Source organism: Pseudoalteromonas rubra, from assembly GCF_000238295.3.
GTDB lineage: Bacteria > Pseudomonadota > Gammaproteobacteria > Enterobacterales > Alteromonadaceae > Pseudoalteromonas > Pseudoalteromonas rubra.
In genome coordinates this window covers 77556-91127 of the sequence record NZ_AHCD03000030.1, presented here as the reverse complement: position 1 = coordinate 91127, position 13572 = coordinate 77556, and the positions used below count along the sequence as shown (strand labels likewise).

5 protein-coding genes, 2 tRNA genes, 3 rRNA genes and 1 other annotated feature are annotated in these 13572 nt (G+C 47.2%); of the genes, 3 read left to right on the top strand and 7 right to left on the bottom strand.

The features are described from left to right. Nucleotides 1–136 precede the first annotated feature (136 nt). Nucleotides 137–820 (top strand): substrate-binding periplasmic protein, encoded by a 684-nt coding sequence (locus PRUB_RS07385; RefSeq protein ID WP_242065224.1) that lies wholly within the window; start codon nucleotides 137–139, stop codon nucleotides 818–820. Between the two features lie 586 nt (nucleotides 821–1406). Here PRUB_RS07385 and rrf read toward each other — a convergent pair. The 7 genes from rrf to rhlB form a co-directional block, all read right to left on the bottom strand. Then, nucleotides 1407–1521 (bottom strand): 5S ribosomal RNA (rrf, locus tag PRUB_RS07380). A 118-nt stretch (nucleotides 1522–1639) separates the two neighbouring features. Then, a 23S ribosomal RNA gene (locus PRUB_RS07375) occupies nucleotides 1640–4519 on the bottom strand. Nucleotides 4520–4925: 406 nt separating this feature from the next. Continuing rightward, nucleotides 4926–5001 (bottom strand) — tRNA-Ala (locus PRUB_RS07370). A 115-nt stretch (nucleotides 5002–5116) separates the two neighbouring features. After that, nucleotides 5117–5193 (bottom strand) — tRNA-Ile (locus PRUB_RS07365). A 76-nt stretch (nucleotides 5194–5269) separates the two neighbouring features. Beyond that, nucleotides 5270–6802: ribosomal RNA gene (locus tag PRUB_RS07360) — 16S ribosomal RNA — on the bottom strand. The 16S, 23S and 5S rRNA genes sit together here with 2 tRNA genes alongside, the layout of an rRNA operon. 494 nt (nucleotides 6803–7296) lie before the next feature. Next, nucleotides 7297–8162, bottom strand: a sequence feature (16S ribosomal RNA rRNA prediction is too short). 488 nt (nucleotides 8163–8650) lie between these two features. Continuing rightward, complete coding sequence (gene gppA, locus PRUB_RS07355) at nucleotides 8651–10153, bottom strand: guanosine-5'-triphosphate,3'-diphosphate diphosphatase (RefSeq protein WP_021032710.1); 1503 nt, start codon at nucleotides 10151–10153, stop codon at nucleotides 8651–8653. Nucleotides 10154–10191: 38 nt separating this feature from the next. Further along, nucleotides 10192–11478, bottom strand: a complete 1287-nt coding sequence (gene rhlB / locus PRUB_RS07350; protein WP_010387093.1) for an ATP-dependent RNA helicase RhlB — start codon at nucleotides 11476–11478, stop codon at nucleotides 10192–10194. A 91-nt stretch (nucleotides 11479–11569) separates the two neighbouring features. On the opposite strand from rhlB, the gene trxA reads away from it, so the two are divergent. Together trxA and rho are read left to right on the top strand one after the other, a co-directional pair. Beyond that, on the top strand, nucleotides 11570–11896 hold the full coding sequence (gene trxA, locus PRUB_RS07345) for a thioredoxin TrxA (protein ID WP_010387092.1): 327 nt from the start codon (nucleotides 11570–11572) through the stop codon (nucleotides 11894–11896). Between the two features lie 218 nt (nucleotides 11897–12114). Further along, nucleotides 12115–13374 carry a transcription termination factor Rho gene (gene rho, locus PRUB_RS07340; RefSeq protein ID WP_010387091.1) on the top strand — a complete coding sequence of 420 codons (1260 nt, stop codon included), beginning with the start codon at nucleotides 12115–12117 and terminating at the stop codon, nucleotides 13372–13374. Nucleotides 13375–13572 lie beyond the last annotated feature (198 nt).

The following is a 13572-nucleotide window of genomic DNA, read 5'->3' as shown; positions in this document are numbered from 1 at the left end:
ATAGACGCTTTTGTTTGGCGATTCGTTTTATTCAACAATAAGCGCTATAGTTTTGTTTAGCCCGGTTTTCAGAGCGTTGTCAGTGAAATACATTATTTTTGTTTTATTTTATAGTTTTACGTTAAGTGCTGAAACAGTGCATATTACAACTGGTCAATGGCCTCCATACGTAGACCGGCATCGTGAGGATCAAGGGTGTACCGCTCAGCTTATCCGAGATGCCTTTGCTTTGCACGGGATCCGTGTTCGGTTTGTGTTTATGCCCTGGCAACGCGCATATGAAGAGGGGAAGAAAGCAGAGTTTATTGGCAGCGCTTATTGGTATTACAATGAAAAAAGAGCAACCGAATACCTGTATACGTCATACCCCCTCACCTCGGAAGTGTCTCACTTTTATCATCTGGATAGCATACCATTTAAATTTAACTCCTACGCCGACCTAAAGCCATACAGATTACTTATCAATAAAGGTTTAACGTATCCAAACACACTATGGCAGGCGATCAAAGAGTATGAAATTGAAGTGATGGAAGCCACCTACACCACCAAAAATTTGCAATTCCTGCTGCGTCAGCGCGCGGATATTGTCGTTCTGGATGAACAAACTGAGAGAGAGTATGCAAAAGCCCTATCTAACTCTGAGGTAAAACGCCTGGTACGGCAACCAAAACCGGCATTCGTCAATCAGGGGTTTTTACTGATAAATCAACATAACAAAAAATATGTGGCACTCTTTAATAGCGCACTTCAAAAGCTTATCTCAAACAAACCTTATCTGGCGCAATATCAAGACAATTGCTCATCGATTAGTACCCAGTGATTGTTCGTCATACCCATAAATACAGCTTTAAAGAGCGCTCGATCAGGTACCTGATCATGGTCGCCAGGTGGAAGTACGATTCATACTCTCCGTGTGGCCTGTGAGTAGTTCCCGCATCAAGTGCGGGATGACAGTAGTGTGGGCTTTGTGATCGGTAAGTTATACAACTTTTTTAAATCACACATAGCAAAAAAACCGCTGCATTGCTGCAACGGGTTTGACGTACATGGAAGTACGAATGTCGATGAGATTCATGGATGAATGTCTTTCGTCGACCTTTTATTAGGCCCTGGCGATGTCCTACTTTCACATGGGTGAATTGCGACCGAAGCACCGCTTCGCAGCTATCGTTCAAAGTCGTACTTTAGCGCGCCTTTGCGCAAGGTGAAATGAGCAATTGTAGAGAACGCAGACCTATTCACAACGCAAAAGAGCCCTCCACAAAGAAGTGTGCCCAAAGACTGCTAGATACCAGCTTCATGGATGAATAGACAACGCCATTCTGTCTACAGCTTCATCGACACTTTTTTAAATTTCAAACGCAAAAAAGCCCGACTCTTTCGAATCGGGCTTTCTTTTATTAGGAGCTTGGCAATGTCCTACTTTCACATGGGAAACCCCACACTATCATCGGCGCTATTTCGTTTCACTACTGAGTTCGGCATGGAGTCAGGTGGTTCCAAAATGCTATGGTTACCAAGCAAATTCTTTCGTGCAAGATGTTTATCAACACCTCACTAAAATCTGGAAAAGCGTATTAAATTCTTATCGTCTACTTTAATTCTTAACTTCTAACAAACAAAACCACTTTGGCGTTGTATGGTTAAGCCTCACGGGTAATTAGTACGAGTTAGCTCAATGGCTCACACCACTTCCACATCTCGCCTATCAACGTTGTAGTCTTCAACGGCCCTTCAGTTAACTTAAAGTTAAAGTGAGAACTCATCTCGAGGCTCGCTTCCCGCTTAGATGCTTTCAGCGGTTATCGATTCCGAACGTAGCTACCGGGCAATGCCATTGGCATGACAACCCGAACACCAGCGGTTCGTCCACTCCGGTCCTCTCGTACTAGGAGCAGCCCCTCTCAATTCTCAAACGCCCACGGCAGATAGGGACCGAACTGTCTCACGACGTTCTAAACCCAGCTCGCGTACCACTTTAAATGGCGAACAGCCATACCCTTGGGACCGACTTCAGCCCCAGGATGTGATGAGCCGACATCGAGGTGCCAAACACCGCCGTCGATATGAACTCTTGGGCGGTATCAGCCTGTTATCCCCGGAGTACCTTTTATCCGTTGAGCGATGGCCCTTCCATTCAGAACCACCGGATCACTATGACCTACTTTCGTACCTGCTCGACGTGTCTGTCTCGCAGTTAAGCTGGCTTCTACCATTACACTAACCGTACGATGTCCGACCGTACTTAGCCAACCTTCGTGCTCCTCCGTTACTCTTTGGGAGGAGACCGCCCCAGTCAAACTACCCACCAGGCACTGTCCTCAACCCCGATTAGGGGCCTAAGTTAGAACATCAACACTACAAGGGTGGTATTTCAAGGACGGCTCCACGCAATCTAGCGACTGCGCTTCAAAGCCTCCCACCTATCCTACACATGTAGGGTCAATGTTCAGTGCCAAGCTGTAGTAAAGGTTCACGGGGTCTTTCCGTCTAGCCGCGGGTACACAGCATCTTCACTGCGATTTCAATTTCACTGAGTCTCGGGTGGAGACAGCGTGGCCATGGTTACACCATTCGTGCAGGTCGGAACTTACCCGACAAGGAATTTCGCTACCTTAGGACCGTTATAGTTACGGCCGCCGTTTACCGGGGCTTCGATCAAGAGCTTCGCCTAAGCTAACCCCATCAATTAACCTTCCGGCACCGGGCAGGTGTCACACCGTATACGTCATCTTACGATTTTGCACAGTGCTGTGTTTTTAATAAACAGTCCCAGCCACCTGGTCACTGCGGCTCTCGCCTGCTTACGACGCGAAGTCTTCACAAGTAAGAGCGTACCTTCTCCCGAAGTTACGGTACAATTTTGCCTAGTTCCTTCACCCGAGTTCTCTCAAGCGCCTTAGTATTCTCTACCTGACCACCTGTGTCGGTTTAGGGTACGATTCGGTATAAACTGAAGCTTAGAGGCTTTTCCTGGAAGTAGGGCATCAACAACTTCACCACCGTGGTGGCTCGTCTCGACTCTCAGCCTTAGCGACCCGGATTTTCCTAAGTCACCAGCCTACAGTCTTTCACATGGACAACCAACGCCATGCTTGCCTAGCCTGCTCCGTCCCCCCATCGCATTTATACCAAGTACGGGAATATTAACCCGTTTCCCATCGACTACGCTCTTCAGCCTCGCCTTAGGGGTCGACTCACCCTACCCTGATTAACATGGGATAGGAACCCTTGGTCTTCCGGCGTGCGGGTTTTTCACCCGCATTATCGTTACTCATGTCAGCATTCGCACTTCTGATACGTCCAGCAAACCTTACAGTTCACCTTCAGCCGCTTACAGAACGCTCCCCTACCCCGCATACTAAGTATGCAGCCGTAGCTTCGGTGGTATGTTTAGCCCCGTTACATCTTCCGCGCAGGCCGACTCGACTAGTGAGCTATTACGCTTTCTTTAAAGGATGGCTGCTTCTAAGCCAACCTCCTAGCTGTTTTAGCCTTCCCACATCGTTTCCCACTTAACATACACTTTGGGACCTTAGCTGACGGTCTGGGTTGTTTCCCTCTCCACGATGGACGTTAGCACCCACCGTGTGTCTCCCGGATAGTACTTTACGGTATTCGGAGTTTGCAAAGGGTTGGTAAGTCGGGATGACCCCCTAGCCTTAACAGTGCTCTACCCCCGTAAGTATTCGTCCGAGGCTCTACCTAAATAGATTTCGGGGAGAACCAGCTATCTCCCGGTTTGATTAGCCTTTCACTCCTAGCCACAGGTCATCCCCTAACTTTTCAACGTTAGTGGGTTCGGTCCTCCAGTCAGTGTTACCTGACCTTCAACCTGCCCATGGCTAGATCACCGGGTTTCGGGTCTATACCCTGCAACTTAAGCGCCCAGTTAAGACTCGCTTTCGCTACGGCTCCCCTAAATGGTTAACCTTGCTACAGAATATAAGTCGCTGACCCATTATACAAAAGGTACGCAGTCACCCTCGAGGGGCTCCTACTGCTTGTACGTACACGGTTTCAGGTTCTATTTCACTCCCCTCACAGGGGTTCTTTTCGCCTTTCCCTCACGGTACTGGTTCACTATCGGTCAGTTGGGAGTATTTAGCCTTGGAGGATGGTCCCCCCATATTCAGTCAAAGTTTCACGTGCTCCGACCTACTCGATTTCACTTTAAATAAGTTGTCGTGTACGGGACTGTCACCCTGTATCGTCATACTTTCCAGAATGTTCCACTAACTACATTAAAGCTTAAGGGCTAATCCGATTTCGCTCGCCGCTACTTTCGGAATCTCGGTTGATTTCTTTTCCTACGGGTACTTAGATGTTTCAGTTCTCCGCGTTCGCTTCATACAGCTATGTATTCACTGCATGATGACCCAAAGGGCCGGGTTTCCCCATTCGGAAATCCTAGTCTCAAGTGCCTCTTACTGGCTCAACTAGGCTTATCGCAAGTTAGTACGTCCTTCATCGCCTCCAACTGCCAAGGCATCCACCGTGTACGCTTAGTCACTTAACCATACAACCCAAAATGGTTTTTCTGCGCCTTTGTCTCTCATGCTGCGTTCCTTAAATATTTTACTTGGTTACAACCAGTAAGGTTGCGCCCTGCGATAAAATATTTAAGCGCCTTGCCTGAAAAACAAATTCATTGAAAAATGTATTTTAAGCTGTAGTGCTAAAGACAGTTTTAACTTCGCCAGAAGTTAAGTAATACTAAAGTAGACGCTAATAAATTCTTTCGAATTTATCGGCATTTTTCTTTCGAAAACTCTATAGAACAACAATTTTCATTGTCATTCCGAGAATTTAATATCAGCTTTCCAAATTTTTAAAGAGCAAGAGAATGACTTCTCAGAGTTAAAAACTCTCAGAGTACCAAATCGTTGGTAAGAGTGTTTATCTATGAGGAGTAGGTAGTAAAGTGGTGGAGCTAAGCAGGATCGAACTGCTGACCTCCTGCGTGCAAGGCAGGCGCTCTCCCAGCTGAGCTATAGCCCCACATTACTAGGAATAACATTGTTTTGAACCGAGCTTCTTTTTGAGGCCAGGCATTAAGTGAGGACGTTTAGTGTTTTCTAAACGACGAGCTTAATAACGCAGCATCGGGAAGAAGTGGTGGGTCTGAGTAGACTTGAACTACCGACCTCACGCTTATCAGGCGTGCGCTCTAACCAGCTGAGCTACAGACCCAAACAATGTTTGTGTTCTCTAATTCTAATCAACAATCATCTGTGTGGACACTTCGAACAAATTAGTTCTAAGTCGATAAGGAGGTGATCCAGCCCCAGGTTCCCCTAGGGCTACCTTGTTACGACTTCACCCCAGTCATGAATCACTCCGTGGTGAACGCCCTCCCGAAGGTTAAGCTATCCACTTCTGGAGCAACCCACTCCCATGGTGTGACGGGCGGTGTGTACAAGGCCCGGGAACGTATTCACCGCGGCATTCTGATCCGCGATTACTAGCGATTCCGACTTCATGGAGTCGAGTTGCAGACTCCAATCCGGACTACGACATACTTTAAGTGATTCGCTTACTATCGCTAGTTCGCAGCACTCTGTATATGCCATTGTAGCACGTGTGTAGCCCTACACGTAAGGGCCATGATGACTTGACGTCGTCCCCACCTTCCTCCGGTTTATCACCGGCAGTCTCCTTAGAGTTCCCGACCGAATCGCTGGCAACTAAGGATAAGGGTTGCGCTCGTTGCGGGACTTAACCCAACATCTCACAACACGAGCTGACGACAGCCATGCAGCACCTGTATCAGAGTTCCCGAAGGCACCAAACCATCTCTGGTAAGTTCTCTGTATGTCAAGTGTAGGTAAGGTTCTTCGCGTTGCATCGAATTAAACCACATGCTCCACCGCTTGTGCGGGCCCCCGTCAATTCATTTGAGTTTTAACCTTGCGGCCGTACTCCCCAGGCGGTCTACTTAATGCGTTAGCTTTGGAAAAGTTGTCCGAAGACCCCAGCTCCTAGTAGACATCGTTTACGGCGTGGACTACCAGGGTATCTAATCCTGTTTGCTCCCCACGCTTTCGTACATGAGCGTCAGTGTTGACCCAGGTGGCTGCCTTCGCCATCGGTATTCCTTCAGATCTCTACGCATTTCACCGCTACACCTGAAATTCTACCACCCTCTATCACACTCTAGTTGACCAGTTCGAAATGCAGTTCCCAGGTTAAGCCCGGGGCTTTCACATCTCGCTTAACAAACCGCCTGCGTACGCTTTACGCCCAGTAATTCCGATTAACGCTCGCACCCTCCGTATTACCGCGGCTGCTGGCACGGAGTTAGCCGGTGCTTCTTCTGTCAGTAACGTCACAGCTAGCAGGTATTAACTACTAACCTTTCCTCCTGACTGAAAGTGCTTTACAACCCGAAGGCCTTCTTCACACACGCGGCATGGCTGCATCAGGCTTGCGCCCATTGTGCAATATTCCCCACTGCTGCCTCCCGTAGGAGTCTGGACCGTGTCTCAGTTCCAGTGTGGCTGATCATCCTCTCAAACCAGCTAGGGATCGTCGCCTTGGTAAGCCGTTACCTTACCAACTAGCTAATCCCACTTGGGCCAATCTAAAGGCGAGAGCCGAAGCCCCCTTTGGTCCGTAGACATTATGCGGTATTAGCCATCGTTTCCAATGGTTGTCCCCCACCTCAAGGCATGTTCCCAAGCATTACTCACCCGTCCGCCGCTCGTCATCTTCTAGCAAGCTAGAAATGTTACCGCTCGACTTGCATGTGTTAGGCCTGCCGCCAGCGTTCAATCTGAGCCATGATCAAACTCTTCAATTAAAAGTTTTTTGTTTGAAGTAAACTTCAAACCATGCTCAATGAATTCTGATTTTGATTCTTTCGAATCGAATTGACTGTTATAGTCACTCAGTTCAGTTGAGACTCTAAATTTTTGTGCGTCATTCAGTAAACTGAAATCCGCTGTTAGAACTCAATCTGTACGAGTGCCCACACAGATGATTGCTTCATATTTTTAAAGAACAGTGCGATAACTTGTTATCGCTGCGCTGTTAGCGCTGAGGGTTGTGCATTCTAATCACTTCCCATTTTATGTCAACACTTAATTTTGAAAAATTTCAGAACCAAGTTTTATTTGACTCCCAACTCGCTGGCTCGTAGAGTTCCCGAAGGCACCAAACCATCTCTGGTAAGTTCTCTGTATGTCAAGTGTAGGTAAGGTTCTTCGCGTTGCATCGAATTAAACCACATGCTCCACCGCTTGTGCGGGCCCCCGTCAATTCATTTGAGTTTTAACCTTGCGGCCGTACTCCCCAGGCGGTCTACTTAATGCGTTAGCTTTGGAAAAGTTGTCCGAAGACCCCAGCTCCTAGTAGACATCGTTTACGGCGTGGACTACCAGGGTATCTAATCCTGTTTGCTCCCCACGCTTTCGTACATGAGCGTCAGTGTTGACCCAGGTGGCTGCCTTCGCCATCGGTATTCCTTCAGATCTCTACGCATTTCACCGCTACACCTGAAATTCTACCACCCTCTATCACACTCTAGTTTGCCAGTTCGAAATGCAGTTCCCAGGTTAAGCCCGGGGCTTTCACATCTCGCTTAACAAACCGCCTGCGTACGCTTTACGCCCAGTAATTCCGATTAACGCTCGCACCCTCCGTATTACCGCGGCTGCTGGCACGGAGTTAGCCGGTGCTTCTTCTGTCAGTAACGTCACAGCTAGCAGGTATTAACTACTAACCTTTCCTCCTGACTGAAAGTGCTTTACAACCCGAAGGCCTTCTTCACACACGCGGCATGGCTGCATCAGGCTTGCGCCCATTGTGCAATATTCCCCACTGCTGCCTCCCGTAGGAGTCTGGACCGTGTCTCAGTTCCAGTGTGGCTGATCATCCTCTCAAACCAGCTAGGGATCGTCGCCTTGGTAAGCCGTTACCTTACCAACTAGCTAATCCCACTTGGGCCAATCTAAAGGCGAGAGCCGAAGCCCCCTTTGGTCCGTAGACATTATGCGGTATTAGCCATCGTTTCCAATGGTTGTCCCCCACCTCAAGGCATGTTCCCAAGCATTACTCACCCGTCCGCCGCTCGTCATCTTCTAGCAAGCTAGAAATGTTACCGCTCGACTTGCATGTGTTAGGCCTGCCGCCAGCGTTCAATCTGAGCCATGATCAAACTCTTCAATTAAAAGTTTTTTGTTCGAAGTAAACTTCAAACGCGCTCAATGAATTCTGTATAAATTGACTATGTTAGTCACTCATAAGAAATTGAGACTCTAAATTTTTGTGCGTCATTCAGTAAACTGAAATCCGCTGTTAGAACTCAATCTGTACGAGTGCCCACACAGATGATTGCTTCATATTTTTAAAGAACAGTGCGATAACTTGTTATCGCTGCGCTGTTAGCGCTGAGGGTTGTGCATTCTAATCACTTCCCATTTTATGTCAACACTTAATTTTGAAAAATTTCAGAACCAAGTTTTATTTGACTCCCAACTCGCCGGCTCGTTGCTTTTCAGCGTTGTGCCCCGTGTCGGTGGATGCGCATTATAGGGAAATCGAAACCCAGCGCAACCCCTTTTTTGAAGAAAAGTGAGAAAAACAGCGCGTTCGAACAAGATTCAAACAAAACGCACTTTTTTAGGCCTTTATTGTACAAAAAGAGCGCTTAATCGCGCTCAATTTTCAATATCCAACCGGCTTTTTCCTGATACCCAGCTTCTAACTCTAATTCGCTGCGCATCAATGGGTGCTCGTGCAACCACTCATCAGGCAAAGTCAGGGTAAGCGTTTCAGGTTCAGTCGCTGTGATGTATAGATCTGGCAAAACATCATCCTGGCGGCGCATAGATAAAATGACAGCAATCCGGAAGATCCTGACAAGTAACTCAATGAATCCCTGATGATGACCAAACTGAAGAAAGGTATCTTCTTCTACATCGAGTCGGTGATTACCTACTAAAGTTACCACCATCTGCTTTTGTACTCGGGAATATCCAGGCATGCCTGTGTGTTTTAAAATGTAAGCGCTGTGCAGATGATAAGACTTATAATCAATGACCAGACCAATCTCATGCATGGATGCAGCGGCATTCAATAAACTACATGCACTTTGAAAATCAAACTGCATTGGTGTTTTCAATTGCTGTAGAAAAATTTTGCAGATATCAAATACACGTGTCGCCTGCCCCGCATCAACATGATATCGGGACATAAAGCCGTCGAGTGTACGTTTACGAATATCAGCCTGATTCAGCTGATCAATCATGCAATATAGAATGCCTTCGCGCAGTGCTCCCCCTGCAAGACCCATTCGCTCGATCTGTAACGCTTCAAACAAAGCTATCAAGATTGCCAGACCAGAAACAAAGACCAAACGACGTTCTTCACTCAATCCGGGCAACTCAAGTTGCTCTATACTTTCAAATTGAATAGCTTGCGCACGAATTGCCTGGAGCTTATCCAGCGTCAGCATCTCATCCAGACCCAGCGCCGCAAAAATTTCCTGAATTGCCTGAACCGTTCCGGATGCGCCAATTGCCAGCTCCCAACCAGACGATTTATATTGAGCAGCAAAAGGAGCAACCACTTTGTGCGCAGCTGCGGTTGCAGCGGAGAAATTGGCCTCACTCAGTGCACCATCTGAGAAATAACGCTCTAAATAAGTGACACATCCCATATTCAGGCTATGGTACAACTGTGCTTCAAAGCCCTGACCAATGACAATTTCGGTGCTCGCACCGCCGATATCCACAACGAGCTGTCGGCCCTGGCAGGCTGAGGTATGCGCTACGCCCTTATATATAGATCGGGCCTCTTCTTCGCCACTAATGATAGAAATAGGGTGACCCAGAATTTGCTCGGCTTGGTGCTTAAAAACGTCAGCATTGGTTGCCAGACGCAAGGTTGCAGTGGCCACAATACGTATATTGTCAGCCGGGATATCCTGAAGTCGTTCGGCGAACAAGGATAAACACTCCCAGCCTCGCTGCATCGCTTCTTCACTCAGCAAATTTTGCTCATCCAGGCCTGCGGCCAGCCGTACTTTACGTTTGACTCGACCAATTGTATGCACACCGCCGGCCATATGTTTTGCGATCAACATGTGGAAGCTGTTTGATCCTAAATCAATCACCGCATACACATTTTCATGTGGAGATCTCTGAACCACGCTTACTAACCTCTATCTACCTCTACCAAAACGCCCGATTAATTGCGCGGGCGCGACTTTTGGTAACTACCTTGTCGACGGTTATTACCGCTGCGGTTACCGCGCTGACCGGACGTATTTCTGCGCCTTTGTTGTCTGGCTGGCGCTTTAATATCATCTAGCAGAGCTGACTTATCGTAGTGCGAAACCGGAATTGCATGATCAATGTATTCTTCAATCTCATGTAAGTTATATGCATATTGCTCGCAGGCAAAACTAATCGCATGCCCTGATGCGCCTGCTCGGCCAGTACGGCCAATACGATGCACATAATCTTCACAGTCATCTGGTAAATCAAAATTGAGTACATGACTCACTTCAGGAATATGCAACCCTCGCGCAGCAACATCCGTTGCAACCAGCAGGTCCAGTTCACCTTTAGTGAATTTAGACAAAATCGACAAACGCTTTTTCTGATTAACATCACCGGTTAACAGTCCAACCCGATGCCCATCATTTTTTAGCCATTCATACACGTTTTCACAACTGTGCTTAGTGTTGGCAAATACAATCGCCTTGTCTGGCCACTCTTCCTCAATCAAGGTAAGGAGTAAAGGAATTTTGTCCTCTTGCGAGGGATGGAACAACTCTTCTTTGATCCGTTTGCCTGTTTTAACATCCGGTTCAATTTGTACATGAATCGGATTGTGCATATGTTCAAAAGCTAGCTCCTGAACACGATAAGACAGAGTTGCAGAAAACAGCAGATTCAGACGTTGTTGTGTATCCGGCATGCGATTAAACATATAACGAATATCTTTGATAAAGCCCAAATCAAACATTCGGTCTGCTTCATCTAGTACAACAACTTCAATATTATTAAGGTTATAGGCACCTTGTTTATAGAAATCGATCAGGCGTCCGGTCGTACCAATGAGGATATCCACCCCTTTTTCTAGTTGTGACCGTTGTTTTTCGTATTCTTCGCCACCATATACTAAACCAAGCTTTAACCCACACGCCGGCGCCATGATTTGTGCGTCTTTGTGGATTTGGATCGCGAGCTCTCGTGTCGGTGCCATAATCAATGCCCGTGGCTGACCGGCAACCTGAGCGTCAGATTGGCTTTGCATCAGCCTGTGACAAGTTGCAGTTAAAAACGCCAGCGTTTTACCTGTACCTGTCTGAGCCTGACCGGCAATGTCTCTGCCCTCACTGATGTAGGGCATGCACTTTGCTTGGATTGGCGTACAGTATTCGAAGCCACTCGCTGTCAAACCGGCGACCACTTCCGGCGCTAAAGCAAAGTCGATAAATTTTTTATTGGTCAAATGTGTCTTAGTCATAGCGATTAAGCATAACGTTTAAACTTGCAATAAGAAACAAGAGTGTTTAAATACGCATTAAATAATTGACCTAATTCTAACGGAGAGCGCAATGAGCGACAAAATTATTCAATTAACTGATGACAGCTTCGAAGCAGACGTGCTTAAGTCGGATACCCCTGTACTGGTAGATTTCTGGGCTGAATGGTGTGGTCCATGTAAAATGATTGCACCTATCCTGGACGAAATTGCAGACGAGTTCGAAGGTCGCGCAACTGTAGCTAAGCTCAACATCGATCAAAACTCACTAACACCACCTAAATTTGGTATCCGTGGTATTCCAACTTTACTGCTATTCAAAGACGGTGCAGTTGCAGCCACTAAAGTTGGTGCGTTGTCTAAAACACAACTGATCGAGTTCCTTGAGAACAACATCTAACTGAACACTTATTACCAGCATCAGCGTACGCTGGTCGCTGATAAGTCACAGTCTGAATGTAACAGGTAGTGCTGTGTTGGCACTGCCTGATTAAATTTGTATAAAGACTGGACGACTGCTCCCCTAGCTGCTAACTTATAGAGCCACTAACCTTAAGCAATTTCAATTCAATCCCTCGTACCACGAGAGAACAACTTTTAAATAAAGAACCCACCAATATGCATTTACGCGAACTGAAAGACAAGTCAATCAATGAGCTTGTAAAACTTGCCGAGTCTATGGGACTCGAAAACGTCGCCCGTCTGAGAAAACAAGACATCATCTTCGCCATCTTGAAAGCGCACGCAAAAAGCGGCGAAAACATTTATGGTGGCGGCGTGCTGGAAATTCTTCAGGATGGCTTCGGCTTTTTACGCTCATCGGAAGCCTCCTACCTGGCAGGCCCGGATGACATTTATGTTTCGCCAAGCCAGATCAGACGCTTTAGCCTACGTACCGGTGACAGTATCAGCGGTCTGATCCGCCCACCTAAAGATGGTGAGCGCTACTTCGCACTGTTGAAAGTGAATGAAGTTAACTTTGATAAGCCTGAAAACTCCAGAACGAAAATCCTGTTCGAGAACCTAACGCCTATCCACGCCAACGAACGTATGGTGATGGAACGTGGTAACGGTAGTACAGAAGACATTACTGCCCGAGTTCTGGACCTGGCTTCTCCAATCGGTAAAGGTCAACGTGCATTGATTGTTGCACCACCTAAAGCCGGTAAAACCATGCTGCTACAGAACATTGCGCAGTCTATTTCTTACAACAACCCAGACGCAACACTCATGGTACTGCTGATTGACGAGCGTCCGGAAGAAGTAACAGAGATGCAGCGCCTGGTACAAGGTGAAGTAGTCGCCTCAACCTTCGATGAACCAGCAAGCCGTCACGTACAGGTTGCGGAAATGGTCATTGAAAAGGCAAAACGTTTAGTTGAGCACAAGAAAGACGTGATCATTCTACTGGACTCAATCACCCGTCTTGCACGTGCCTACAACACCGTAATCCCATCTTCAGGTAAAGTCCTGACAGGTGGTGTTGATGCCAACGCACTGCACAAGCCAAAACGCTTTTTCGGTGCTGCACGTAATGTAGAAGAAGGCGGCAGTTTGACCATCATCGCCACAGCCCTAATCGACACGGGCTCGAAGATGGACGAAGTTATTTACGAAGAGTTTAAAGGCACCGGTAACATGGAACTGCACTTAAACCGTAAAATTGCTGAAAAGCGTGTCTTCCCGGCGATCGACTTTAACCGCTCAGGTACCCGTCGTGAAGAACTGCTCACTAAGCCAGATGAGCTTCAGAAAATGTGGATTCTACGCAAAATTGTCCATGAGATGAGCGAAATCGATGCAATGGAGTTCCTGATCGATAAGCTGTCGATGTGCAAAACCAACAACGAGTTCTTTGACTCAATGAAGCGTAAGTAACCCATCGCTTAAGAAAAAGCCTGCTGATGCAGGCTTTTTTTATGCCATGATAGCTTGGAACTCTCTGCCGGGTGTTCTATATATTAGGAAGTGTGTAAAAACACATGTGTGTATGTCAGGGAAGGCCTCCTCTCCCAATCGCGCAGCTCGTACCCTGGGCCTGCAATGCACTACCACACGTGTTATTTAGTAAGCCTG